The organism is Actinomadura sp. 7K507 (assembly GCF_004348425.1).
Taxonomy (GTDB): domain Bacteria; phylum Actinomycetota; class Actinomycetes; order Streptosporangiales; family Streptosporangiaceae; genus Spirillospora.
The window spans coordinates 1-24,235 of the sequence record NZ_SMKK01000147.1; the positions used below are offsets into that span (position 1 = coordinate 1).

Genomic DNA, 24,235 nt, shown 5'->3' on the forward strand with positions numbered 1-24,235 from the left:
CCACCATCCAATGGACGAGCTCCACCGTCCTCCAGCCCCCGCCCGCCACCATCCAATGGACGAGCTCCGCTCGCGTTTCCTATGGCGGTCGGGTCGGTGAGGCCGATCATGGTCTCGGTCTCGTCGGACAGCCGCAGCACCGCGGGCAGCGGGCCGTCCTGGACGAGCCGGCGCAGCGCGGCGGCTCCCTCGCCGAACGACGCGAACCGCCACCCCTCGTACTCCCTGGCCTCCGGGACCGGGTGGATCCGCACGGTCACGGAGGTGATCACGCCGAAGGCGCCCTCCGAGCCGAGGACGAGCTGCCGCAGGTCGGGCCCGGCGGCGGACTTCGGCGCCCGGCCGAGATCGAGCGGGCCCTCCGGGGTGGCGACGGTCAGCCCCACCACCATGTCGTCGAAGCGCCCGTATCCGGCGGACGCCTGCCCGCTGGACCGCGCGGCCGCGAACCCGCCGATCGTCGCCCACTCGTACGACTGCGGGAAGTGCCCGAGCGTGTAGCCGCGCTCCGCCAGCAGCGCCTCGGCGGCCGGGGCGCGCAGGCCGGGCTGCAGGACGGCGGTCCGGGCGACCTCGTCGACGGAGACCAGGGCGTCCATGCGGCGCAGGTCGAGGGCGACGAAGGTGCCGGCGGCCCTGGAGTCCGCGCCCGCGGGGGCGAGCCCGCCGACGACGGAGGTGCCGCCGCCGAACGGGACGACCGCGATCCGGCGTCCCGCGCAGAACCGCAGCACCGCGAGGACCTCGTCATGGGTGGCGGGCAGGACGACCGCGTCCGGTGCGTCGGAGGTCTCCCCGGCGCGGATGCGCAGCAGGTCGGGCGTCGACTTGCCGCGGGTGTGCCGGACGCGCGTCTCGGTGTCGGCGCGGACGTTCGCGTCGCCCACGATCTTCGACAGCGCCGTCAGGTCGTCGGAGGCGAGCCGGCACGCGGGGACCTCGATGTCGGCCAGGGCGGCCGCCGGCCGCTCGGCGGGCCGGACGCCCAGCATGTCGCGCAGCAGCGCGACCACCGGCTCCGGCAGCGGCTCGGCCCGGTCCGGGTCGCCCCAGCCGCTCCACAGCATGTCCCGCGTCTCCACCGGCACCTCCCGTCATCGGCCTGCCGCCGACCTCGGTCTTGTGCTTACACTGTGACACATGACGTCGAATCGTCACAACAAGTCGGCGGGCGCCGCGCCGGACCGCAACGGCACCGACCGCAACGGCACGGGCGGGCGGACCGCCGACGACGCCGTGCTCGACGCGGCCCGCGACTGCGTGCTGGCCGTCGGCGTGCGCCGGACGACGCTGACCGACATCGCCCGCCGCGCCGGCGTGTCCCGGATGACGCTGTACCGCCGCTGGCCGGACGTCCGAACGATCGTCGCCGACCTGATGACCCGCGAGTGGGTCGTGCTCGGCGACTCCCTGCAACCGCCCGAGGACGGCCGCCCCGTCCGGCCCCGGTTCGTGGACGGCGTCGTCGCCGGTGTCCGGGCGTTCCGCGACCACCCGCTGCTCCGCAAGATCATCGAGGTGGATCCGGAGCTCCTGCTCCCCTACGTCCTGGACCGCCTCGGCGCGAGCCAGCTGGTGTTCCTGGAGCTGTTCGAGGAGGGGCTGAGGGCCGGGCACGCCGACGGCACGATCCGCCGCGACCATCCGGTCCGGCAGGCGCGGTCGGTGCTGCTGGTCGTCCAGTCCTACGTGCTGTCCGCGCCGACGATGCTCGACGAGACCGACTCCGACCTCGACTCCGACGCCTTCGACGGCGAACTCCGCCACATCCTGGAAAGGATGCTCGCGCCGTGAACACTCCAGAACCGCAAGCAGGCACCTCGCTCAACGCGGCGCGCCGGGAGCGCGAGCTCGCCGCCCTGCCGGACGAGGTGGTGGACGTCCTGGTCGTCGGCCTCGGCGCGACCGGGGCGGGCGCCGCGCTGGACGCCGCGTCCCGGGGCCTTTCGGTCGCCGCGATCGACGCCCACGACCTGGCGTTCGGCACGTCCCGGTGGAGCTCCAAGCTGATTCACGGCGGGCTCCGCTACCTCGGGTCCGGGCAGTTCGGCGTGGCGCACGAGAGCGCGGTCGAGCGCGGCGCGCTGATGCGGCACACCGCCCCGCACCTCGTCCGCGCACTGCCGTTCGTGATGCCGCTGACCCCGATCGTGTCGGGCTCCCGCGCGCTGGCCGTCGGCGCCGCGCTGGGCGCGGGAGACGTCCTGCGGCTCACCGCGCGCACCCCGCGCTCGGTGCTGCCGGGCCCGCGCCGCCTCTCGGCGGTCGAGACGCTGCGGCTCTCGCCCCCGCTGCGGGCCCACGGGCTGCGCGGCGGCCTGCTGTCGTGGGACGGCCAGCTCGCCGACGACGCGCGGCTGGTCACGGCGCTCGCCCGGACCGCCGCCGGGCACGGCGCCCGCATCCTCACCCGCTGCCGGGCGGTCACGCTGACCGGCGACGGCGCGCTCGTCCGGGACGAGCTGACCGGCCGGGAGATCAGCGTCCGGGCGCGGTCGGTGGTGAACGCGGCCGGCGTCTGGGCGGGCGGCCTGGTGGAAGGGGTGCGGCTGCGCCCGTCGCGCGGCACCCACATCGTGGTGGGCGCGGAGACGCTGCGCGGGCTGTCCGCCGGGATGCAGATCCCGATCCCGGGCGCGGTGAGCCGGTTCATGCTGGTGCTGCCGCAGGACGACGGCCGCTTCTACGTGGGCCTCACCGACGAGCCCTCGGACGGGCCGATCCCGGACGTGCCCGAGCCGACGGCGAGCGAGATCGGGTTCCTGCTCGACATCCTCGGCTCGGCGCTGGACGTGCCCGTGCGGCGCGCGGACGTCCTCGGCGCGTTCGCCGGGCTGCGACCCCTGCTGGACCTCGGCCACGGCCGCGACACCGCCGACATCTCCCGGCGGCACGCCGTCCTGCCCTCGCGGGACGGTGTCGTCACGATCGTCGGCGGCAAGCTCACCACGTACCGGCGGATGGCGCAGGACGCCGTCGACGCGGCGATCCGCGTTCGCGGCCTCGACGCCGGGCCGAGCCGGACCGCCCGGCTGCCGCTCGTCGGCGCGGGCTCCCGGGACCGGCTGGACGTGCTGGACGCGCCGTCGCGCCTCGTCCGGCGGTACGGAGTGGAGGCGCCGCTGCTGGCGGCGCTCGCCAAGGACGATCCGGCCCTGCTCGAACCGGTCGTCCCGGGGCTGCCCGTGCTCGGCGCGGAGCTGGCCTGGGCGGTGCGGCACGAGGGGGCGCTCGACGCGGGCGACCTGCTGGACCGCCGCACCCGCATCGGGCTCGTCGCGCCCGATCGGGAGGCGGCGCTGCCGGCCGCGGAGGCTCTGCTCCCACGGGCCGCAGTGGGCTGATCCCGCCCGCCTGGTTTCAGGTCGCACTGTTAGGTTACCCTTACCTAATCGATTGAAGATCGACGGGGGGTCTCCTTTGACGCGCGGCAACGGCTGCGGGCACTGTCCCGGCAGCCACACGGGCGAGCGGCCGTGCCTGGCGAGCGCGACCGCGAAGGCGCGCGCCTGGCTGCTCGTCGAGCATCCGGGCCCGTGGCCCGAGCGCATCGAGGACCTCGCGAGGCCCGCCCCGATCGCCGAGGCGGTCCGCGCCGCGCAGCGGGCGGGCGTCCGGCCCCAGCTGATCCGCCGGCCGGGACGCCGCCGCGGCAACCCGCCCGTCCAGGTCTACGCCGCGTTCTCGTACGGGGACGAGGTCTGGATCGAGGGACGCGAACTGGCCGCCCCCGCCGAGCTGGAGTCGCTCGACCTGGACGCCCTCGCCGCCGGCCGTTCGCCGGGCCTCGGGGAGCCGGTGGCCGAGCCGGTCCTGCTGGTCTGCACGCACGGGCGCCGCAACGCCTGCTGCGCCCGCACCGGGGCGCCGCTGGCCCGCGCCCTCACCGCGCGTTTCGATCGCCTCGTATGGGAAACCACCCATGTCGGCGGTGACCGATTTGCGGCGAATTTGGTATGTCTTCCACACGGGATCTACTACGGGGAACTGGGCGAGGCCCAGGCCGTGGCCGCGGTCGACGCCTACCTGCGGGGCGAGGTCGTCCTGGACAGGCTGCGGGGACGCGCGGGGACGCCCGAGGCGGCGCAGGCCGCCGAGCACTTCGCCCGCACGCACACCGGCAGGCTGGGACTGGGCGATGTGACCGTCGTATCACTGACCGGGGGAACATCCCGGTACGAATCGGTCGTTGCTGTACAGGAGAGCCGTTACCGGGTCGTCGTGGAGACCGTCCAGCAGTCCACCCCGTGCGGGCCGGACTGCGGGGAGAACACGAAAACCTACGTTGTTAGGGAACTCACCCTTCTCAACGAGGCAGCCCTCGTGTAATCTCTCCAAGGCCCCATTCGAGGGTCTCCCTGTCGCACGTCCCCAGGTTTCCGGCTTAACCGGACGGGGAACAGAGCGGCGACTCCGGACGTTGGACCATTCGGCGCTTCTGACTTCATGTCGCCTGAAGCATGTCGAGCGTCCATGTCCTGAAATTGTTCGTAACCAATCAAGGTGGGTGTTCCATGGCTCAGGTACGTCGGCAGGCAAACCTCCCTCGTCCCAGCTGGGGCTGGCAGGACGCCGCGGCGTGCCGGGGGGAAGACCTCGTCCTCTTCTTCGGCCCCGACGGCGAGCGTCAGCCCGAGCGGGAGATCCGTGAACGCAAGGCGAAGCAGATCTGCATGGGCTGCCCCGTCCGCACGGATTGCCTGGACTACGCCGTGTCCAGGCCCGAGAAGTACGGCACGTGGGGCGGTCTGAACGAAGACGAGCGCGCGTCCGAGCGCCGCCGCCGGATGCGTCGCGCCAACGCCGCCTAGCCGAGCACGCAGGCCGTCAGAACGCTCCCATCGCGAACCCCGGCACGCCACCGAAAACGACACGGCCCCGCCCCGCGGGGCCGTTTGCGTTGCCCGGAACCGGTCCGCGACGCGGTCCCCGCGGACCGGAGCCGGGCGCTTCATCACATGTGCGTCACATGTGACTCAGATCGCCCCCGCCTTTCCACGGAACCGCGCTTTTACCGCAACCGCCCTCCTGGCGCGGCCATTTTCGGAAAGTCGCCGCACCTTTCTTGCCCCGCGGCCCCCGCCGGGCACCCCCGGCGGGGCCCGGGGTCAGCCCGTCTCCCGGCTCCGCGCCGCCCGGTCCAGCCAGGCGATCACGTCGTCGTCGGTGAGCTGCTCGAAGTCGCGGTACCACTGGCCGACCGCGCGGAACTCCCACGGCGCGGCAGGCACCACCATGTCGTCCACCTCGGCCTCCAGGCCGTGGACGGTCTCGGCCGCGCCCACCGGGACCGCGAGGACCAGCCGGGACGGCCCGCGCTCGCGCAGCGCGCGCACGGCCGCCCGCGCGGTCCCGCCGGTGGCGAGCCCGTCGTCCACGACGATCACCGGCCGTCCCGCCGGCTCCGGCAGCGGCCGCCCGCGCCGGTAGACCTCGACGCGGCGGCCCAGCTCGGCGCGCTCGGCCGCGACGGTGGCCTCCAGGTCGTCCTCGCGCAGTCCCAGGCGGCGCAGCAGGTCGGCGTCGAACACCGGGGAGCCGCCCTCGGCGATCGCCCCCACGCCCAGCTCGGGCTGCGGCGGGTATCCGATCTTGCGGGTCACCAGGACGTCCAGCCGGGACCTCAGCCGCCGCGCGATCTCGTACCCGACGGGGACGCCGCCTCTCGGCAGCGCGAGCACGGCCGCGCCCTCCAGGCCCATCGGCGCGAGCCGCTCGGCGAGCACCCGGCCCGCCTCGGCACGGTCGGTGTAGGGGAGCCGGACGGTTCCAGTCTGCTGGAGGTCGTCACGTGCGGATCTGTTCCAGGACATCGGCGCACCCCCTTCCGGGGTCACCCCTACCCACTCCCGAACCGCGCACCGGCCCGGCCGGCGCTGAGATGCGGCGTGCCGCCCCCACGCAGGGCGCCCTGCCACGGGTGGACGCGGTCAGGAGCCGGTCAGCCAGCGGAGCGGGTTGTCCCGCAGGACCCCCTCCAGGGTCGCGTCGTCGGCGCCCGCGGCCCGCAGGGCGGGCAAGAACGTGTCGAAGAGGTACCCGAAGCCGGCGCCGCCGTACCGGGCGACCTGGGCCATCCGGGAGATGCCGGTGCTCAGCAGCACCCGGGAGGCGTGCCCGGCCTCCAGCAGGTCCATGACGCAGCGGACGCGGGCACCGACGGCCGCGCGGTCGTCGCCCGCGAGGCCCAGCGTGCCGAACGAGACGTAGCCGCCCGTCTCGGCGATCTTGCGGTGCTGGCCGGGGTCGTCCACCCGGTCCTGCTGGCCGACCGCGACGCGCTCCGGGGACAGCCCGGCGCCGGAGAGGATCTCCAGCTGGGCCAGGCCCGCGCGGCCGTAGGTCGCCACCGACAGCCCGGAGTACCGCGCGGCCCGCGCGGCGGCGCGCAGGCACAGCTCCTCGGTCTCGGTGGGCGCCTCGCCCCAGGTGCCGATCTCGCCGATGACGCCCGGCAGCGAGTTGGTGCCGTCCATGCCGAAGCCGACCTCGGCGAGCAGCCGCTCGGCGAGCCGCTCGACACCCGACGGGCCGTCCGGCCCCGGCTCCGAGGCGAGGGTCTCCCGGACGAACGCGGGATGGAACGGCTCGGTGAACACGCCCGTCCCGGCGACCACGGCCACGCGGGCGCCCGCGCTGATCCGGGCGAGCGCGGCGGCGTTGCGTCCCATGCCGGAGCAGGTGAGGTCGACGACCAGGCCGAGGCCGTGCTGCTGGCGCAGCGCGGTCAGCTCCCGCTGGACGGCCTTCTCCTCGTCCAGCCAGCGGCCCGGATCGGACCCGACCAGCTTCGGGCGGGCCGGCCAGCGCAGATCCATCTGCAGGTGCTCGTGGGAGAGCACCGGCCCGGTGATGTCGGACGTCGCGATCATGCCGGTCACGGTCCGCAGCCGGCCGGTCTCCACACGGGGGGTCATGTCACGCGAGGTTACGACATGTTTTGCCTTATCAGGACCTTAATCGGCGTTGTTTTTACTCTCCGCGCCGCCGTCCTCCCCGGCCTTCCCGGCCTGCGCCGCGCGGACGGCCCGCGCACGGGCGGTGTCGGCGCCGGGCCACAGCCGGTCGATCTCGGCGTTCAGCGCGGCGCCGATCAGCACCGCGAGCGCCGCCACGTACAGCCAGGCGAGGACCGCGATCGCGGCGGACAGCGGCCCGTACAGCGACACGCCGCTGAGAGACCCGGCCAGGAAGAGCCGCAGGCCGAAACTGCCCACGATCCAGATGAGCAGCGCCAGGACGGCGCCGGGCAGGTCGCGCCACCAGGACGACCGCACGGGGACGCTCAGGTGGTACAGGGTCGCGAGGAACACGATCGACAGGGTCACCACGACCGGCCAGTAGAGGGCCTGGACGAACTCGGCGCTCTCCGGCAGCGCCCGCCGCACCAGCGTGGGCCCCGCCACCAGCAGCGGGATGACGACCAGCAGGACCAGCATGCCGATCAGGTACAGGAAGAACGCGCGCAGCCGGGTGCGGATCATGCCGCGGATGCCCGAGAGCCCGTAGGCGATGCTGATCGTGTCGATGTAGACGTTCGTCGCCCGCGACCCCGCCCACAGGGAGAGCAGGAAGCTGAGCGAGATGATGTCGGGGCTGCCGCCCGCGATCACGCCGTCGATCAGCGGGACGACGACCGTGTCGATCGTCGGGGCCGTCAGCACGGTGCCGGACTGCTCGATCACCCGGGTGCGGATCTCGTCGACGGTGCCGGGGCCGAGCATGCCGCTCAGGTGGCCCATCGTGCCGATCAGCCCGATGACCAGCGGCGGCAGCGACAGCAGCGCGAAGAACGCGGCCTCGGCGGCCAGGCCGGTCACCCGGTAGCGGAAGGCGCCGGAGGCGGTGCCCTTGGTCAGCGTCCAGGCGATCCCCGGGGACGCGACGGCGGCCGTGCGGGCACGGGCGCGCAGGCGTTCGCGGCGGCCCGGAACCGAACCGCCCGCGTCGGCGCTGGTCGAACTCGGATCGGCCTTGCTCGAGTCAGCGCCGCTCGAGTCGGCTCCACTCGAATCGGAGCCGCTCCGGGCGGCGCCCGGGACCGACGCCCCGGGGCCCTCGTCCTGATCGGGGTCCCCGGCCGTGGGGACGCCTTCGGCGCCGGAGACGGTGGTCACACCGACCCAGCGTAGGGCGTTGTGAACCCGGAACATGTCGCCTGACCCATTTCGGTGAACCACTCCGCGCGTCGCACCGTCCTCCAGCCCCCACCCGCCTCCATCCAATGGGGCTCATACCCGCTTGGACGACGCGGAACGTCGATCGGATCATGATCGTTTCCGTCGTTCCGGGGGGTGAACCGGGCATCGACCTCGATAGGCGACAATGGATGACATGATCTGCCAGTCCTGCCGAGAACGCCGCCACGGGGAGTGCCGCGGCGGATCCTGGTGCGACTGCCAGCACCAGCCCGTCCCGGCGTCGACCGAGGACGGGCGGCGAAGGGGCGACGGCGATGAGGCCCCGCCGGCAGAACCTCCGGTGAACTGGAGGCGCCAGGGATGATGACGTATCTCACCCGTCCGCGCGCCGGACGTAACTGGACAGTGCGCGAGACCACGTGTCAGAGTTCAGGTATGACTGCCGCGGACCCGTTGCTGGCCAAGCGCCGGCACGTAGACTTCCTGCGCGTCCGCAGCGCGATCTGTCGGTGACGCCCAGAACACGCCCCTGCTCAGCCGGGCGCGTGGCGTATCGGCGTCATCTTTGACTTCACCCTGCTCAGCGTCGAGCCGGCTGCCTCAGACTGCCGGTGCGCTACGCGTCCTCCACGACCACAGACGAGGACGCGCGCCGTGCCACCCGCGATCAAGCGCAAGAAGGCCGAGGGCCAGTGGGCCCTGGGTTACCGCGAACCGCTCAACAAGAACGAAGAGAACAAGAAGAACGACGACGGCCTGAACGTCCGCCGCCGCATCATCGACATCTACTCCAAGACCGGATTCGACTCGATCGACCCCGCCGACCTGCGCGGCCGGTTCCGCTGGATGGGCCTGTACACCCAGCGCAAGCCCGGAATCGACGGCGGCAAGACCGGCGCGCTGGAGGACGAGGAGCTCGAGGACCGCTACTTCATGATGCGGGTGCGGATCGACGGCGGCCAGCTGAGCGGCCCGCAGCTCCGCACGATCGCCGACATCTCGACCCGCTACGCCCGCAGCACCGCCGACATCACCGACCGGCAGAACGTCCAGCTGCACTGGGTGCGGATCGAGGACGTCCCGGCGATCTGGGAGGCGCTCGAAGCGGTCGGGCTGCACACGATGGAGGCGTGCGGGGACGTCCCGCGCACCATCATCGGCTGCCCGCTCGCCGGGATCGCCGCCGACGAGGTCATCGACGCGACGCCGCACCTGCGCGACATCCACGACCGCTACATCGGCTCCCCGGAGTTCTCCAACCTGCCGCGCAAGTACAAGACGGCGCTGTCGGGCTGCACCTCGCACTGCACCGTCCACGAGATCAACGACATCGCGTTCGTGGGCGTCGTGAACGAGGAGGGCGAGACCGGCTACCAGCTGTACGTCGGCGGCGGGCTGTCCACCAACCCGATGTTCGCGCAGAGCCTCGGCGTGTTCGTCAAGCCGGACCAGGCCACCGAGGTCTGGCACGGCGTCACCTCGATCTTCCGTGACTACGGCTACCGGCGGCTGCGCAGCCGCGCCCGGCTGAAGTTCCTGATGAAGGACTGGGGCGCGGAGAAGTTCCGCGAGGTGCTGGAGCAGGAGTACCTGGGGTACGCGCTGCCGGACGGCCCCGAGCCCCCCGCGCCGCGCACCCAGCGCGACCACGTCGGGATCCGCCCGCAGCAGGACGGCAACTTCTACGTCGGGTTCGCCCCGCGCGTGGGCCGCGTGAGCGGTGAGATGCTCGGCGTCATCGGCGACCTTGCCGACCGGTACGGCTCCGGCCGGGTGCGGACGACCATCGAGCAGAAGATGGTGATCCTGGACGTCCCGGAGGAGCACACCGAGGCGCTCGCCGACGAGCTGGCCAAGCACGACCTCCAGGTCCGCCCGTCCACGTTCCGGCGGCAGACGATGGCGTGCACCGGCATCGAGTACTGCAAGCTCGCGATCACCGACACCAAGCAGCGCTCCATGGACCTGATCGACGAGCTGGAGAAGCGGCTCCCCGACTTCGACCAGCCGCTCACCATCAACGTCAACGGCTGCCCGAACGCCTGCGCCCGCATCCAGGTCGGCGACATCGGCCTGAAGGGCCAGCTGGTCGTGGACGAGAACGGCGACCAGGTCGAGGGGTTCCAGATCCACCTGGGCGGCCAGCTCGGCGCCTCCTTCGGCAAGAAGGTCCGCGGGCTGAAGACCACCTCGGCCGGGCTGACCGACTACATCGAGCGGGTCGTCCGCAACTACGACAAGCAGCGCAACGAGGGCGAGACGTTCGCCGAGTGGGCGCAGCGCGCCGACGAAGCGGACCTCAAGTGAGCGCAGCGACCCCTGGGGCGTCCCCGGGCGGCGAGCGGATGGCTCCGTTCTACTGCCCGTACTGCGGCGAAGAGCACCTCGAACCGCGCGAGGAGCACGGTTCGTGGTTCTGCCCCGACTGCGTCCGTTCCTTCACGTTGAAATTCCTCGGTGTAGGCGCTCCCAGCACCGTGAACAAGGAGATCCCTCGGTGACCCTTCTGGAGACCGACAGACCTGCCCTTGACCTCGAAGACGTCGTCGAGTCGGCCGCCGTCGCGCTGGAGGACGCGTCCACGCTGGAGATCATCCGCTGGGCCTCCGCCACGTTCGGCGACCGCATCTGCCTGACCTCGTCCATGTCGGACGCCGCGCTGATCCACCTGGTGTCGAAGGTCAAGCCCGGCATCGACGTCCTGTTCGTCGACACCGGCTACCACTTCGCCGAGACGATCGGCACCCGGGACGCGGTCGAGGCCGTCTACCCGGTGAACGTCGTCAACGCCACCCCGTCCCGCACGGTCGAGGAGCAGGAGGCCGCGCTCGGCCCCCGGCTGTTCGGCCGGAACCCCGACCTGTGCTGCCACCTGCGCAAGGTGGAGCCGCTCGGCCGCGCGCTGGAGGGCTACATGGCCTGGTTCAGCGGCATCCGCCGGGACGAGACCGCGAGCCGCCGCGACCGCCGCGTCGTCGAGTGGGACCGCAAGCGCGGCATGGTCAAGGTGAACCCGATCCTGGACTGGTCCCAGGAGGACATGGACAACTACATCGAGGACAACGGGGTGCTCGTCAACCCGCTGCACTACGACGGCTACCCCTCGATCGGCTGCGCGCCGTGCACCCGCCCGGTCTCGCCCGGCGAGGACCCCCGCAGCGGCCGCTGGGCCGGGCTGGGCAAGACCGAATGCGGTATCCACCTGTGAGCCGGCCGGTGGCGGCGCCGATGGTCGCGGTGGCGCACGGCAGCCGCGACCCTCGCGCCGCCGCGACCGTCACCGAGCTGCTGGACGCCGTCCGGGAGCGCCGTCCGGACGTGCCCGTCCACGGCTCGTTCCTGGACCACGGCCCGCCCGCGCCCGACCGCGTCCTGGAAGGCATCGCGCGGGACGGTGCGGAGGACACCGTCGTGCTGCCGCTGCTGCTCACGGCCGCGTACCACAGCAAGACCGACATCCCGGGCGTCCTGAACCGGGTGCGCGGCCTGCACCCCCGGCTGCGCCTGCGCACGGCCGAGACGCTGGGCCCGCACCGGCTCCTGATGGACGCCCTGGAGCGCCGCCTGTCCGACGCCGGCGTCGAACCCGGCGACCCGGACACGGCCGTCGTGCTGGTCTCGGCGGGCTCCAGCCACGCGTCCGCCAACGCCACCATCGCGCGGCTCGCCCGCGAGTGGCGGCCGCGCGGCTGGCGGGACGTCGTCCCGGCCTACGCGTCGGCCACGAGCCCGGGCCCGGCCGAGGCGGTGGCGGCCCTGCTGGACGCCGGGGCGCCGCGCGTGGCGGTGGCGTCCTACTTCCTGGCGCCGGGCTACTTCGCCGACAAGGTCCGGACGGCCGCGCTGGGCGCCGGGGCCGCCGCGGTCTCGCCCGTCCTCGGCGCGGCCCCGGAGGTCGCCGACCTGATCGTCCGGCGCTACGAGGAGGCGCTGGTCGCCTCCCGTGCCGCCACCGCGGTCTGACCGGGGCGTTCGGCGGCCGGGCAGGAGGGTATGCGGGCTGCCATGAAGCGTGACGATCCCGGACACGAGCCAGAGCAGACGCACGACCGCGAGTTCGCCCCGGTCAACGAGGACTCCGACGCCCGCGGCCGGACCGTCCGCCAGCCCCCACCCGCCACCGATCAATCGACGAGCTCCGCTCGGCGCCCCGTCGCTGACGGCCACGGCACCAGCGGCACCGGAACGCCCGGCGTGGAGATCGAGCACCCCGACACGCTGCCGCCCGACGAGGAGGGCGTCGAGGAGGCCGAACGCCACGACGACTCCCGCCGCCGCTAGCTACTTCTTCTGCTTCCACCAGGAGGCGAAGGCGCGGCGGAGGGGGGCGTGGTGCTCGTCGTCGACGATCTTGACGTCGCCCATGATGGCGTGGGCGGTGACGTGGACGACGGGCACGGGGGCGCCGGGGCGGGGTTCGCGGACGCTGACCTTGCGGTCGCCGAGGAAGGCGTGGCCGGAGAGCCGGACGCTGACGCCGTCCGGGACGATGATCTTGACGTCGCCCATCACGGCGGTGGCGGAGATGTTGATCTCGCCGGTGGGGACCTGGGCGCCGCGCAGGTCGAGCTCGACGTCGCCCATCACCGAAAGGGCCTCCAGGGGCTGGTCGATGCGGCCGACGATGCGTTCCTTGCAGTCGCTCATGACGGCGCTGAACCTGCGCTGGTCCTGGCGTGGCGCGGGGTTGGCGCCGGGGGCGCCCATGCCGGGCAGGTCGTCGGTGATGCCCTCCAGCTCGCCGCGGGTGACGGCCACGTAGGCGGCCTCGCTGCGCTCGGTCAGTTCCTCGAGGGTGAGCCGTCCCTCGACGGAGGCGATCCGCAGCCGCTCGACGACGGCCTCCCGCTCGGCGTCCGACGCGCGTATCGCGTCCGGACCCGGTTCGAGAGGGTCGCTGAGGGGCCGGTCGGGGTGCAGTTCCTGCCGCCGGTCCCGCGGGCGGCAGGAGGAAGGCCGCTCCGGCTGCGGACTGGACTGACTCATGATTTCGAAGGTATGCCCCCGGGGCCGCGGGACAATCCGCCGCGCGGACGAGATCGCCCCACCACCTGAGGAGGATGGACGTCCGGGCACCTTGACGACAGGATCAACGGTTGCCCGAACGGGGTTCTGTATCCTGCGTGGCAGCGGCGTGAACTTTGGGAAAGCAACCACGTGGGAGCGGCACGTTGACGCACGAGGTGTTCAATCAGGTCCCCCCGCTCGCCGGGCACGACGTGGCCGACGAGGCGGTCCTGCTGGACGGGCTGGAGCGGGAGGGCGCCGGGTGGGCCGAGGCCGAGGTGCGCGAACTCGGCCGGCTCGCGGGCACGGAGCGGGCGCAGGAGTGGGGGCGGCTCGCGAACGAGCATCCGCCGGTCCTGCGCACCCACGACCGGCACGGGAACCGGATCGACGAGGTCGAGTTCCATCCCGCATGGCACGAGCTGATGAACGTCGCGGTGACGCACGGGCTGCACGGCTCGGCGTGGGCCGACTCGCGTCCCGGCGCCCATGTCGCGCGGGCCGCCAAGTTCTACGCCTGGCGGGTCGACGCGGGCCACGGCTGCCCGATCTCGATGACGTACGCCGCCGTCCCGGCACTGCGCCAGTCCCCCGGCCTGGCGGCGCAGTACGAGCCGCTGCTCGCCGTGCGGGAGTACGACCACGGGCTGCGCGCGCCGCTGACGAAGAACGCGCTGCTGGCCGGCATGTCCATGACCGAGAAGCAGGGCGGCTCGGACGTGCGGGCCAACACCACCCAGGCCGCTCCCCAGCCGGACGGGACGTACCGGCTCACCGGCCACAAGTGGTTCACCAGCGCCCCCATGTGCGACGTCTTCCTGACGCTGGCCCAGGCCCCGGGCGGCCTCACCTGCTTCCTGGTCCCCCGCGTCCTGCCGGACGGTGAGCTGAACCCGCTGCGGCTGATGCGGCTGAAGGACAAGCTGGGCAACAGGTCCAACGCCTCCTCGGAGGTCGAGTACCACGACGCGGTCGCCTGGCGGGTCGGGGACGAGGGCCGCGGGGTGCGCACCATCATCGAGATGGTCAACATGACCCGGCTGGACTGCGTGATCGGCGCGGCGGCGGGGATGCGGCAGGGCGTCACGACCGCCGTCCACCACGCGGCGCACCGCAAGGCGTTCGGCGCGTACCTCATCGACCAGCCGCTGATGCGCAACGTGCTCGCGGACCTGGCGGTCGAGTCCGAGGCGGCCACGATCACGATGCTGCGCCTGGCGGGCGCGACGGACCGCTCGGCGCGCGGGGACGAGGCGGAGTCGGCGTTCAAGCGGCTCGGCCTCGCGATCAGCAAGTACTGGATCACCAAGCGGTGGCCCGCGCACGCCGCCGAGGCCCTGGAATGCCTGGGCGGCAACGGCTACGTGGAGGAGTCGGGCATGCCCCGCCTGTTCCGGGAGTCGCCGCTGAACTCGATCTGGGAGGGCTCCGGCAACGTGGCGGCGCTGGACGTCCTGCGGGCCATGGCGAAGGAGCCGCAGACGGTCGAGGTGCTGTTCGCCGAGATCGAGCGGGCGTCCGGCGCCGACGCGCGGCTGGACGCGGCCGTCCGCGAGGTCAAGACGTCCCTCGGGGACCTCGCGACGATCGAGCTGCGCGCCCGGCGCGTCGTCGAGCGGCTGGCGCTGGCGCTGCAGGGGTCGCTGCTGGTCCGCCACGGTCACCCGGCCGTCGCGGACGCCTTCTGCGCGACGCGTCTCGCCGGTGACTGGGGCAGCGCCTTCGGCACACTGCCCCCCGGCGTGGACCTCGCCCCGATCATCGAGCGGGCGACGCCGAAGCCCGGCGCCGCGCAGGCCGGCGGGACGTGACCACGGTTCCCGGTCAGGGCTTGCGGCCCACGGCGCCATAGGCGTCGACCCCGGGCGCGGTGCGGTCGGGGCGCCACTCGGTGATCGGCACCATACCGGGGTCGGTCAGTTCGAGGCCTTCGAAGCACCTGCCGAGCTGCTCCGGGGTGCGCAGGATGTAGGGGACGCCCCCGCTCTCGACGAGTTTCTCCGCCCCGTCGGCGACCTCCGCGCCGGTGTCGGTGCCGTCCCACAGCACCAGGTGGCTGCCGGGCGCCGTCGCGTCCATCACCCGCCCGACGATGGCGCGCACGACGGCCAGGTCGGGCTCGTAGCCGAGGACGCCCATGAACATGACCGCCACCGGCTCGCGCAGGTCCACCAGGTTCCCTGCCTCCTCGATGATCCGGCCGGGGTCGTGGTAGTCGGCGTGCACGTACGTGGTCGCGCCCTCGTCGGTGGTGCTGCCGAGCAGCGCGCGGGCGTGCGCCAGCACCAGCGGGTCGTTGTCGACGTAGACGATCCGTGACTCCGGCGCGACGCCCTGCGCGACCTCATGGGTGTTCTGCATCGTCGGAAGCCCGGTCCCGATGTCGATGAACTGGCGGATCCCGCGCTCGGCCGCCAGGAAGCGCACCACCCGGATGAGGAACTGCCGCGACTGCCGAGCCATGGTGACGATCTGCGGATACACCTCGGCGACCGCGTCGCCGGCGGCGCGGTCGGACTCGTAGTTGTCCTTGCCGCCCATCCAGTAGTTCCAGATCCGCGCCGCGTGCGGGACCTCGGCGTTGACGGCGGCGGGCTCGACTGCGTCGCGGTCGACCATGAGAAGTCCCTTCCTCGCTGGGGAGCGATCTCCCGGGTCAGCCAACGTACTCGCTGACGTCCCCCGCGGGGGCCCGCCGGCGCAACCGCGCACGTTCTGTGACCTGGACCGGCCGCCCGGCGCGATACCGAGGGTCCACAGATCGTAAACTGAAGGTCATGTCCGGCGATCGCCCCCCGTGCACCTGCGTGATCTGCCGTGACTACGGTGACCGGGACCGGCTGGACAACTTCCAGCTCCGGACCATCGTGCACATCACGCAGTACGGGTGGAGCGTCGTCCTCGTTCATCCCGACGGCGCCGGGCCCGGCTGGGCGTACACGGTCGGCCTGTGGCACAGCCACCGCGCGCCCGAGCTGGCGATGTTCGGCGGTGACGTCTACGAGACGGAAGAGATCCTCAACACGCTCGGCCGGCAGACCGCCGAGGGCCGCCCCCCGGCCGACGGCGAGCGCCGCGACGGCGTCGTCCGGGGCCAGGCGGCCGCGTTCCGGGAGGTCGACAGGCGCTGGTACGACGCGCTGTTCGGCGGAGCCGTGGCCTTCTACCGGCGGCCGCCGCTGCCGATGCTCCAGGTCGTCTGGCCCAACCCGGAGGGCCTGTTCCCCTGGCAGCCCGGTACCGAGCTGCCGTTCCGCCACGCCCAGCCGTGGCTGTGGCTCGACCCGAAGCAGCACTCGGCCGGAGTCTGGACGGGGCGGCTCTGACCGGCCCGCCCGGCCCGCTGGCCTACGATCGGCGGGGTGTACGGGCCGCTCGCCGAGACCATCCGGACCCAGCGCCTCGTCCTGGAACCGCTGGCGGCCCATCACGCCGACGAGATGGCCCCCGTCCTGGACGACCGGCGCCTGCACCGCTACGTCGGCGGTGAGCCCCTCACCCTGGGCGAGCTGCGCGCCCGCTACGCGCACCTCGCCGCCGGCGCGGCGCCGTTCCACCAGGAGTGGTGGCTGAACTGGATCGTCCGCCGCGTCCGGGACGGGCAGGCCGTCGGGTATGTGCGGGCGACCGTCACGCCCGCGCCGCCGGGCTTCGCGGTGACGCCCGCGTCCACGGGCTCGACCGTGACGCCGGGCCCGCCGCGCCGCATCGCCTCGGCCGCCTGGGTCATCGGAATGGCCTACCAGGGCTTCGGGTTCGCCACCGAGGCCGCCCGCGCCCTGCTGGACTGGCTCCTCGCCCACGGCGTCGACGACATCGTCGCCACCGTCCACCCGGACAACCGCGCGTCGGCGGCCGTCGCCGCCAACCTCGGCCTGCACCACACCGGCGAGTCCACGGCGGACGGCGAGGACGTGTGGCGCCTACCGTTCCTAACCAGTGTCCAGGAGTGACATTTGCTGTCGGCTCCCGGTACTGCGCGTATCCCGAACGGTGTTGGATGCGCTGGTCGCCCGCGTTCGCTGTGTCCCGGTCCGGGGGCGTGCATCATGTGCACGTTCCGTGACCAGTGGGCGGGTTCCCTCACGCCCCTGGACGCTCAGTTCGGCCTGGACGGTCCGATGCCCGTACCCATCGCTCTGGTGGGTGCGGGGCGGAGTCGTCCGTCGCCGGATCGGGTGTCCGAGGGCGCGTCTGCCGATCGCCACCGCGGCGGCGTCATGGCGGGTCACCTCACGTTTGGTGGTGGCCAGGGGCTTGCGCCAGTGCTGGTCGCCCCAGCGGGAGGTGTAGGCCGGATCGACCGCGACGACGCTCAAGCCCTGCTCGGCGGCCATCGAGACCAGCCGCGTCCTGAGCTTGCCGGTGGGGAGCCCGGAGATCAGCTGCCGGAACCGTGTGCGGCGGCCGTGCTTCTCCCGGGTCTTGTCCTGCGCGAAGTCCAGGTCTTCGATGGCGATGGCCGTGACGCCGCATCGCCGTGCCCAGTGCAGCAGGGCCGTGATGGCGTGCCGGACCTGCGCGTCCCGGTGGGTGGCGGTGCCGGACAGGTCGTAGCCGAACCGCTGGGGGTCGCCGACCGGGTTGCCGCAGGAATCGAGGCGGTAGGCAGCGAAATGGTCGGCGTTGGTGTCGAGGCCGATGATGCCGCGGGCGCGGGTCGCCTCGAGCTCGATCGTGGGGATGGTGGGGCGTTTCCAGGACGCGGTCAGGTACCAGCGGCCCCGGTCGGGGTCGTGGTGGATGCGGTAGGCCACCGCCCGGTCCACGGTGATGCGGTCGGCCCACTCGGTGCCCCGGTGCGCGAACGCGACCCGGCAGGCCGTCAGGACGTAGCGGCCGTGGGGGGCGTTGGCCAGGTGCGCCAAAGGTGCCGGCAGTCTGATCGATACTTCGCCGTCGGGGGTGACGCGGATGGTCTCGTTGCCGTACCGCTTCCCCGACTCCCCATCGGCCTGGCAGAACCACCGCCCGGCCTCCCACCGCGCCCGCCACCGCTCCTCGGTCAACCCCGCCGCCTTCAGATGATGCCGGTTGTTCAACAGCCGCTTGCCGCCGCGCACCATACGCACCCGGCCGGCCTCCCAATCCGCCCGCACCGCGTCCAAGCGGTCCTTGAGGGCGTGCAGGCGGCGGGACTTGGCGAACCACTCCCGCCTGGAGCGGTACCCGCCCGCCGCCCGCCGGGTGCCCTTCTGCCCGACCGGGATCGACAGCCGCCGCTCGATGGCCGCGATCCCGGCCTCCAGGCTGCGCTGGTGCGCGAGCTGACCGCGGCGGGCCAGGGCCCACTGGTCGTGGGTGGCCCTGGTGATGCTCCCGGCCCACCGCGCCGACGACCCGCCCGTCAACTCCCGCTTACGGAGCGCCCACACGTCGGCGTCATGCGCCGTCCCCGCCCGGCACCGAGCCTTCAAATCGCGACCGGCCAGCGATCCCAGATGCGCGCCCACCTCACCCAGCACGTTCTCGTCCTGGAGCGTGAGGCCCTTGAGGCGGGTACGGATCGCCACCCCGGACGAGCCGACGGCCACGAACGGCGCACCGATCGGCCGCAGCGGCCGCCCGTCTCGCGCTGTGGGGTGCCCGATCTCGCAGACGGCATCGTCCACGCCGGGGTGGATGGCCGCCGCGGGGACGGCACCCACCCCACCAGTGGCGGACTGAGACATGACGGATACTTTAAGTCACCGCAGTCGAACATGCAATCGACTTGCGCGTGCGCCCATCGCGTAGGCACCCCACCACGCGCCCTCCGGGCACCGGTGCACAGCGAACGAAGCCCTGCGAAACACCCGTTCCACCGGCTCCACGGCCACGCTTCACATCACTCATCAATGGCTATCGACCGTCATGAACACTCATCCGCCAGCAGTTCACAACGCCACGGAGCATCCCCGTGACACTCTGGTGACCAGCCTTAGCCTGTTGGTGGGGGCTGGCGGACAGGCGCCGAGCGACGCTCGTCCGTTGGATGGTGGTGGGTGGGGGCTGGCGGACGGTGGGTAGGCCACAATCGACCCAGGACGGACCGGCCGAGGAGTTGGAACATGCGGGAGGTTTGGCCCGGGGATCCCTATCCGCTGGGTGCCACCTGGGACGGCACGGGCACGAACTTCGCGCTGTTCTCGGAGGTGGCCCGGCGGGTCGAGCTGTGCCTGTTCGACGCCGGCGGACGCGAGACGCGCCGGGAGCTGCCCGAGGTGGACGGGTTCGTCTGGCACGGCTACCTGCCGGGAATCGGCCCCGGGCAGCGGTACGGCTACCGGGTGCACGGGCCGTTCGACCCGCGCGAGGGGCACCGCTGCAACCCGTCCAAGCTGCTGCTCGACCCGTACGGCAAGGCCGTCGAGGGTGTCACGCGGGACAAGCTGATCAGCTGGCACGAGTCGCTGTTCTCGTACCGGTTCGACGACCCCGACGCGCTGAACCAGGACGACAGCGCCCCCCACATGCCCAAGAACGTGGTGATCAACCCGTTCTTCGACTGGGCGGACGACCGGCCGCCGCGCGTCCCGTACCACGAGAGCGTCATCTACGAGGCGCACGTGAAGGGCCTGACGAAGCTGCATCCGGGCATCCCGGAGGAGCAGCGCGGCACCTACGCGGGCCTCGCGCACCCGGTGATGGTCGACCATCTGCTCGACCTCGGCGTGACGGCCGTGGAGCTGATGCCGGTGCACCAGTCGATCCCCGAGCACGCGCTGGTGGCGCGGGGGCTCGACAACTACTGGGGCTACAACACGATCGGGTTCTTCGCGCCGCACAACTCCTACAGTTCGTCCGGGCAGTCCGGGGAGCAGGTGCTGGAGTTCAAGGCGATGGTCCGCGCGCTGCACGAGGCGGGCATCGAGGTCATCCTGGACGTCGTCTACAACCACACCGCCGAAGGGGACCACCTCGGGCCGACGCTGTCGTTCCGCGGCATCGACAACGCCTCCTACTACCGGCTCCGCGACGACGACAAGCGCTACCACCTCGACTACACCGGCTGCGGCAACTCGCTGAACGTCCGGAACCCGCACGCGCTGCAGCTCATCATGGACTCGCTGCGCTACTGGATCCTGGAGATGCACGTCGACGGGTTCCGCTTCGACCTCGCCTCCGCGCTGGCCCGCGAGCTCCACGACGTCGACCGGCTCGCCGCGTTCTTCGACCTCGTCCAGCAGGACCCGGTCGTCTCGCAGGTGAAGCTGATCGCCGAGCCGTGGGACGTCGGCGAGGGCGGCTACCAGGTCGGCAACTTCCCGCCGCTGTGGACGGAGTGGAACGGCAAGTACCGCGACACCGTCCGGGACTTCTGGCGCGGCTCCTACGCGACGATGCCGGAGTTCGCGTCCCGCCTGACCGGCTCGTCCGACCTGTACGAGCACAGTGCGCGCCGCCCGTTCGCGTCCATCAACTTCGTCACGTGCCACGACGGGTTCACGCTCACGGACCTGGTGTCCTACGACCACAAGCACAACGACGCCAACGGCGAGGACAACAGGGACGGCACCGACGACAACCGGTCCTGGAACTGCGGCGTCGAAGGCCCGGCCGGCGACCCCGCGATCCTGGAGCTGCGCGCCCGCCAGCGCCGTAATTTCCTGGCGACCCTGTTCCTCTCCCAGGGCGTCCCGATGCTCTCCCATGGGGACGAGCTGGGCCGCACCCAGAAGGGCAACAACAACGCCTACTGCCAGGACAACGAGCTCGCCTGGGTGCACTGGGAGGGCTCCGACGACATGGAGTTCGTCCGGATCCTGTCGCGGCTGCGGCGCGACCATCCGGTGTTCCGCCGCCGCCGCTTCTTCACCGGGACGGGCACCGGCGCCGCGGCCGACATCGCGTGGCTGACCCCGGCCGGGGAGAGCATGACCGACCAGGACTGGAACGTCGGCTTCGCCAAGTCCCTCGGCGTCTTCCTCAACGGCGACGCCATCACCGAGCCCGACCCGAGGGGACGCCGCGTCCGCGACGACTCCTTCCTGCTCCTGATCAACGCGGGCTCCGACCCCGTCGAGTTCACCCTGCCCGGCGGCGAGTACGGCGAGCGGTGGGAGTTCGCCCTCGACACCGCCGACCCCGGCACGGCCGGGGAACGTCCCCGGGTCAAGGCCCGCGACACCGTGACGGTCCCCGACCGCGCCCTCACCGTCCTGCGCAGACTCCCCTAGCGGCTCACCCGGCCCCGCGGCGTCGGCGGGATGTTCTGGTTGAGGTGGAAGACGTTGCCGGGGTCGTACCGGTCCTTGAGCGCCGTCAGCCGGGCGAGCTTCGCCTCGGGGTACGCGCGCCGCACGCCCTGCCGGCCCTCGTCGGTCAGGGTGTTGACGTAGAGCCCGGCGGCGAAGGGCTCCAGCGACGCCGCGTACCGGCGTGCGGCGGCCATGCGTTCCGCGTCCTCGGCGGGATCGGACCAGCGTGCCGCCGCGACGAACTCGACGAGCGTGCCGCGATGGCTGAAGGCCGTCTCGTCGTCTCCCACCTCCGCGATCGCGCCGCCGTACGCCTGCAGGCTGGCCGCAGGCAGACAGGGCGCCTCCGCGTCGTCGGCGCCGCGGGCCAGGAAGGCGCGGACGGCGTCGTCGGGGAACTCCCTGAAGTAATGGCCCTTCCAGTACCTGCGATGCAGGTGGCCTTCGGCGCTGTCGTCCATCGTCTGCAGGTCGAGGTAGGACAGCTCCTCGACGCGTTCGGCGACCGGCGACCCCAGACCGCGCAGCGCCGGCAGCAGGCGGCGTCCCTCGTCCGGATCCCCCACCCAGACGAACCCGGTGCTGGCCAGCGGCCGCCCGCGGAGTTCGGGCGGCAGGTGCGGCCAGTCGCCCGCGGAGCCGACCCACGCGGTGAGGGTCGCGCGGCGCGGCGCCTCGCCGATCAGATCGCGCCACCCGCTCAGCGCGGCCGCCGCGTCCGCGGGCGGGTAGTACAGGTCCACGAGGAGGGCCCGGGTACCGACCTGATGCAGCCGGAACTCGAACTCGGTGACCACGCCGAAGTTGCCGCCCCCGCCGCGCAGGCCCCAGAACAGGTCCGCGTGCTCGGTCGCGTCCACATGCAGGACGGCGCCCTCGGCCGTCACCAGCTCGAAGGACGTGACGTTGTCGCAGGAAAGGCCGTAATCCCTTGCCAGCCACCCCATCCCGCCGCCGAGCGTCAGCCCGCCGACACCGGTGTGGGACACGTTCCCCGCCGTGGTGGCGAGGCCGTAGGGCTGGGTCGCCCGGTCCAGGGCCCCGAGGAGCGCGCCGCCCTGGACCCGGGCGCGGCGGCCTTCGGGGTCGACGGTCACGGCGTCCATGGGCGTCAGGTCGAGCATGAGGCAGCCGTCGGCGACCGGGAGGCCGAGGATGCTGTGGCCGCCGCAGCGGACCCCGATCTCCAGGCCCTGCGCGCGTCCGAAGCGGATCGCGGCGGCGACGTCCTCCCGGCCGGTGCAGCGGGCGATCAGAGCGGGCCTCCGGTCGACCATCCCGTTCCAGACGCGCCGGGACTCGTCGTAGCCGCCGTCGCCGGGAACCAGGACCTGGCCGGCGAAGTCACGCCGCAGCAGGGCGCCCGCATCGGTACGACTCGTGGCCACGCGCTACTCCCCCGCGCCGGTGGCGGGCACCTGGTAGGAGAGCAGGACGACGCCGGACTTGAGGATCCGCGTGCCGGCCAGTTCGAGCCGGGCGCTGTTGCCCTCGCCGAGCAGCATGTCGCCGGGGCCGCCGACGCCCGCGAAATGCGGGTGCACCCACAGGTGCAGCACGTCCAGCAGGCCGTTGCCGATCAGCGTCCGCGCCACGGGACCGAAGCCGTGCATCAGGACGTCGCCGCCCCTGCGTTTGAGCTCGGCCGCCTCCGCCGCCAGGTCGCCCTTGATCACCGTCGTGTTGTTCCAGCCGGCCTTGTCGAGGGTGGTGGACGCGACGTACTTGGGCATGCTGTTGATCTTGTCGGCGTAGGCGCCGTCGCGGCCCGACCACGCGGACGCGTACACGTCGTAGGTGTTGCGGCCCATCAGCATGGCCTCGCTCGCCTGGAGCTGCTCCATGGCGATCTCCTGGGCCTCGTCGTCCGTGTAGGCGAAGTGCCACACGTCCATGTGGTTGATGACCCCGTCGACGCTGACGAACGTGGAGTTGATGATCTTTCCCATGCCGGCTCCCCGTCATTCGATCCGTGTACGGATGGCGCCCCGGAACGCAGGTGCGCCGGGGCCTCTCAACGGTGGCGGACGGTGTCGACGGTTTGTCGACGGTCCCCGGCGTGACGGAGGCGCGCGTTATCGTGCCCGCATGCGCTTCGGGGTACTGGGCCCGGTGGCGGTGTGGACGGGCGACGGCGAACCGGTTCCCGTGCCCGGCCTGAAGGTGCGCGCCCTGCTCGCCGTCCTGCTCGCTCACGAGGGGCGCCCGGTTGCGGCCGCCCGCCTCATCGACGCCCTGTGGGGCGAGGACCTGCCGGGCGACCCGGCGGGCACGCTGTCGGGCAAGGTCACCCAGCTGCGCCGGGCCCTCGAACGGGCGGAGCCCGGCGGCAGGCGGCTGGTCGTGTCGCCGCCGCCCGGCTACCGGCTGCGGCTGGACGCCGGCGGGGTGGACGCCGGGACCGTGGATACCGGGACCGTGGATACCGGGACGGTGGACGCCGGGACGGTGGACGCCGTCCGGTTCCGGGCGCTGACCGCGCGGGCCCGCGAGACCGCCGACCCGCGGGCCAGGGCGGGCCTGCTGTCCGACGCGCTGGCGCTGTGGCGCGGACCGGCCTTCGCCGACTTCGCCGACGAGCCGTTCGCCAGGACCGCCGCGGTCCGGCTGACGGAGGAGCGGCTGGCCGCGCAGGAGGAGCACGCGGAGGTGCGGCTGATCCTCGGCGAGGACATCGGGCTGGTCCCCGAGCTTGCGGAACTCCTGGCCGCGCACCCGCTGCGGGAGCGGCTGCGCGCGGCGCACATGCGGGCCCTGTACCGGTCCGGACGGCCGGGCGACGCGCTCGACTCCTACGAGGAGTTCCGCGTGCTGCTGGCCGACGAGCTCGGCCTCGACCCCGGCCCCGACCTGGCGGCCCTGCACCGGGCGGTCCTCACCCGGGATCCCGCGCTCGCCGCCCCGGCC

Annotated in this window: 23 protein-coding genes; 14 read left to right on the forward strand and 9 right to left on the reverse strand. The window is 72.6% G+C overall.

The features are described 5' to 3' along the window. Positions 1 to 1,067 (reverse strand): FAD-binding oxidoreductase (locus E1285_RS28555; RefSeq protein WP_132157504.1); only part of this gene is annotated, 1,067 nt, incomplete at its 3' end. A 73-nt stretch (positions 1,068 to 1,140) separates the two neighbouring features. Between E1285_RS28555 and E1285_RS28560 the strand changes: the two genes are divergently transcribed. From E1285_RS28560 to E1285_RS28575, 4 genes are all read left to right on the forward strand, one after another. Further along, on the forward strand, positions 1,141 to 1,794 hold the full coding sequence (locus E1285_RS28560) for a TetR/AcrR family transcriptional regulator (RefSeq protein ID WP_132157471.1): 654 nt from the start codon (positions 1,141 to 1,143) through the stop codon (positions 1,792 to 1,794). Further along, positions 1,791 to 3,344, forward strand: a complete 1,554-nt coding sequence (locus E1285_RS28565) for a glycerol-3-phosphate dehydrogenase/oxidase (RefSeq protein WP_132157473.1) — start codon at positions 1,791 to 1,793, stop codon at positions 3,342 to 3,344. The genes E1285_RS28560 and E1285_RS28565 overlap by 4 nt, the downstream gene beginning before the upstream one ends. Before the next feature lie 76 nt (positions 3,345 to 3,420). After that, positions 3,421 to 4,329: a sucrase ferredoxin gene (locus E1285_RS28570; protein WP_132157475.1), complete on the forward strand. Its 909-nt coding sequence runs from the start codon at positions 3,421 to 3,423 to the stop codon at positions 4,327 to 4,329. 185 nt (positions 4,330 to 4,514) lie between these two features. Continuing rightward, positions 4,515 to 4,811 (forward strand): WhiB family transcriptional regulator, encoded by a 297-nt coding sequence (locus tag E1285_RS28575; RefSeq protein WP_075901375.1) that lies wholly within the window; start codon positions 4,515 to 4,517, stop codon positions 4,809 to 4,811. Between the two features lie 297 nt (positions 4,812 to 5,108). Here the strand turns inward: E1285_RS28575 and E1285_RS28580 are convergent, their stop codons facing one another. From E1285_RS28580 to E1285_RS28590, 3 genes are all read right to left on the reverse strand, one after another. Beyond that, positions 5,109 to 5,813 (reverse strand): phosphoribosyltransferase family protein, encoded by a 705-nt coding sequence (locus E1285_RS28580; protein ID WP_132157477.1) that lies wholly within the window; start codon positions 5,811 to 5,813, stop codon positions 5,109 to 5,111. Positions 5,814 to 5,930: 117 nt separating this feature from the next. Continuing rightward, complete coding sequence (locus E1285_RS28585) at positions 5,931 to 6,917, reverse strand: aryldialkylphosphatase (protein ID WP_132157479.1); 987 nt, start codon at positions 6,915 to 6,917, stop codon at positions 5,931 to 5,933. Between the two features lie 39 nt (positions 6,918 to 6,956). Then, positions 6,957 to 8,117, reverse strand: a complete 1,161-nt coding sequence (locus tag E1285_RS28590; RefSeq protein ID WP_243723109.1) for a YihY/virulence factor BrkB family protein — start codon at positions 8,115 to 8,117, stop codon at positions 6,957 to 6,959. A 678-nt stretch (positions 8,118 to 8,795) separates the two neighbouring features. Here E1285_RS28590 and E1285_RS28595 point away from each other — a divergent pair. From E1285_RS28595 to E1285_RS28615, 5 genes are read left to right on the forward strand one after another with little or no spacing between them, the layout of a single operon-like run. Then, complete coding sequence (locus E1285_RS28595) at positions 8,796 to 10,448, forward strand: nitrite/sulfite reductase (protein ID WP_132157483.1); 1,653 nt, start codon at positions 8,796 to 8,798, stop codon at positions 10,446 to 10,448. Continuing rightward, complete coding sequence (locus tag E1285_RS28600; protein ID WP_243723110.1) at positions 10,445 to 10,642, forward strand: hypothetical protein; 198 nt, start codon at positions 10,445 to 10,447, stop codon at positions 10,640 to 10,642. The genes E1285_RS28595 and E1285_RS28600 overlap by 4 nt, the downstream gene beginning before the upstream one ends. Next, the gene (locus E1285_RS28605) at positions 10,639 to 11,349 is read left to right on the forward strand and encodes a phosphoadenylyl-sulfate reductase (RefSeq protein ID WP_132157485.1); all 711 of its coding nucleotides are present in this window, start codon (positions 10,639 to 10,641) and stop codon (positions 11,347 to 11,349) included. The genes E1285_RS28600 and E1285_RS28605 overlap by 4 nt, the downstream gene beginning before the upstream one ends. Next, a complete protein-coding gene (locus E1285_RS28610; protein ID WP_132157487.1) occupies positions 11,331 to 12,104 on the forward strand; it encodes a sirohydrochlorin chelatase in 774 nt (257 codons plus the stop codon). The genes E1285_RS28605 and E1285_RS28610 overlap by 19 nt, the downstream gene beginning before the upstream one ends. Before the next feature lie 42 nt (positions 12,105 to 12,146). Next, positions 12,147 to 12,422, forward strand: coding sequence for a hypothetical protein (locus tag E1285_RS28615; RefSeq protein ID WP_132157490.1), 276 nt, complete (start codon positions 12,147 to 12,149; stop codon positions 12,420 to 12,422). On the opposite strand, the gene E1285_RS28620 is transcribed toward E1285_RS28615, so the two are convergent. Continuing rightward, positions 12,423 to 13,127: a DUF1707 domain-containing protein gene (locus E1285_RS28620; RefSeq protein ID WP_165966798.1), complete on the reverse strand. Its 705-nt coding sequence runs from the start codon at positions 13,125 to 13,127 to the stop codon at positions 12,423 to 12,425. A gap of 185 nt (positions 13,128 to 13,312) precedes the next feature. Here E1285_RS28620 and E1285_RS28625 point away from each other — a divergent pair, with 185 nt between their 5' ends. Further along, positions 13,313 to 14,959, forward strand: a complete 1,647-nt coding sequence (locus tag E1285_RS28625; RefSeq protein ID WP_132157492.1) for an acyl-CoA dehydrogenase family protein — start codon at positions 13,313 to 13,315, stop codon at positions 14,957 to 14,959. Positions 14,960 to 14,972: 13 nt separating this feature from the next. On the opposite strand, the gene E1285_RS28630 is transcribed toward E1285_RS28625, so the two are convergent. Continuing rightward, positions 14,973 to 15,767, reverse strand: coding sequence for an SAM-dependent methyltransferase (locus tag E1285_RS28630; RefSeq protein WP_132157494.1), 795 nt, complete (start codon positions 15,765 to 15,767; stop codon positions 14,973 to 14,975). Positions 15,768 to 15,925: 158 nt separating this feature from the next. On the opposite strand from E1285_RS28630, the gene E1285_RS28635 reads away from it, so the two are divergent. Both E1285_RS28635 and E1285_RS28640 read left to right on the forward strand, forming a co-directional pair. Then, positions 15,926 to 16,474 (forward strand): DUF4262 domain-containing protein, encoded by a 549-nt coding sequence (locus tag E1285_RS28635; protein WP_132157496.1) that lies wholly within the window; start codon positions 15,926 to 15,928, stop codon positions 16,472 to 16,474. Between the two features lie 36 nt (positions 16,475 to 16,510). Next, positions 16,511 to 17,101: a GNAT family N-acetyltransferase gene (locus E1285_RS28640; protein ID WP_132157498.1), complete on the forward strand. Its 591-nt coding sequence runs from the start codon at positions 16,511 to 16,513 to the stop codon at positions 17,099 to 17,101. Here the strand turns inward: E1285_RS28640 and E1285_RS28645 are convergent. Then, complete coding sequence (locus E1285_RS28645; RefSeq protein WP_243723111.1) at positions 17,081 to 18,820, reverse strand: transposase; 1,740 nt, start codon at positions 18,818 to 18,820, stop codon at positions 17,081 to 17,083. The genes E1285_RS28640 and E1285_RS28645 overlap by 21 nt on opposite strands. A gap of 378 nt (positions 18,821 to 19,198) precedes the next feature. On the opposite strand from E1285_RS28645, the gene glgX reads away from it, so the two are divergent. Then, positions 19,199 to 21,307: a glycogen debranching protein GlgX gene (glgX, locus tag E1285_RS28650; protein WP_132157500.1), complete on the forward strand. Its 2,109-nt coding sequence runs from the start codon at positions 19,199 to 19,201 to the stop codon at positions 21,305 to 21,307. Here glgX and E1285_RS28655 read toward each other — a convergent pair. Then, positions 21,304 to 22,716 carry an FAD-binding oxidoreductase gene (locus E1285_RS28655; protein ID WP_207946876.1) on the reverse strand — a complete coding sequence of 471 codons (1,413 nt, stop codon included), beginning with the start codon at positions 22,714 to 22,716 and terminating at the stop codon, positions 21,304 to 21,306. The genes glgX and E1285_RS28655 overlap by 4 nt on opposite strands. A 3-nt stretch (positions 22,717 to 22,719) precedes the next feature. Next, entirely contained in the window at positions 22,720 to 23,277 is a 558-nt protein-coding gene (locus tag E1285_RS28660; RefSeq protein ID WP_132157502.1) for a dihydrofolate reductase family protein, read from the reverse strand. Between the two features lie 139 nt (positions 23,278 to 23,416). Between E1285_RS28660 and E1285_RS28665 the strand changes: the two genes are divergently transcribed. Continuing rightward, a partial coding sequence (locus E1285_RS28665; RefSeq protein ID WP_165966799.1) for an AfsR/SARP family transcriptional regulator occupies positions 23,417 to 24,235 on the forward strand: 819 nt, incomplete at its 3' end.

Coding starts and splice junctions, on each gene's coding strand:
- E1285_RS28560 (WP_132157471.1), top strand. CDS start 1,141: ATGACGTCGAATCGTCACAACAAGTCGGCGGGCGCCGCGCCGGACCGC.
- E1285_RS28575 (WP_075901375.1), top strand. CDS start 4,515: ATGGCTCAGGTACGTCGGCAGGCAAACCTCCCTCGTCCCAGCTGGGGC.
- E1285_RS28580 (WP_132157477.1), bottom strand. CDS start 5,813: ATGTCCTGGAACAGATCCGCACGTGACGACCTCCAGCAGACTGGAACC.
- E1285_RS28585 (WP_132157479.1), bottom strand. CDS start 6,917: ATGACCCCCCGTGTGGAGACCGGCCGGCTGCGGACCGTGACCGGCATG.
- E1285_RS28610 (WP_132157487.1), top strand. CDS start 11,331: ATGCGGTATCCACCTGTGAGCCGGCCGGTGGCGGCGCCGATGGTCGCG.
- E1285_RS28615 (WP_132157490.1), top strand. CDS start 12,147: ATGAAGCGTGACGATCCCGGACACGAGCCAGAGCAGACGCACGACCGC.
- E1285_RS28620 (WP_165966798.1), bottom strand. CDS start 13,127: ATGAGTCAGTCCAGTCCGCAGCCGGAGCGGCCTTCCTCCTGCCGCCCG.
- E1285_RS28630 (WP_132157494.1), bottom strand. CDS start 15,767: ATGGTCGACCGCGACGCAGTCGAGCCCGCCGCCGTCAACGCCGAGGTC.
- E1285_RS28635 (WP_132157496.1), top strand. CDS start 15,926: ATGTCCGGCGATCGCCCCCCGTGCACCTGCGTGATCTGCCGTGACTAC.
- E1285_RS28645 (WP_243723111.1), bottom strand. CDS start 18,820: ATGTCTCAGTCCGCCACTGGTGGGGTGGGTGCCGTCCCCGCGGCGGCC.
- glgX (WP_132157500.1), top strand. CDS start 19,199: ATGCGGGAGGTTTGGCCCGGGGATCCCTATCCGCTGGGTGCCACCTGG.
- E1285_RS28660 (WP_132157502.1), bottom strand. CDS start 23,277: ATGGGAAAGATCATCAACTCCACGTTCGTCAGCGTCGACGGGGTCATC.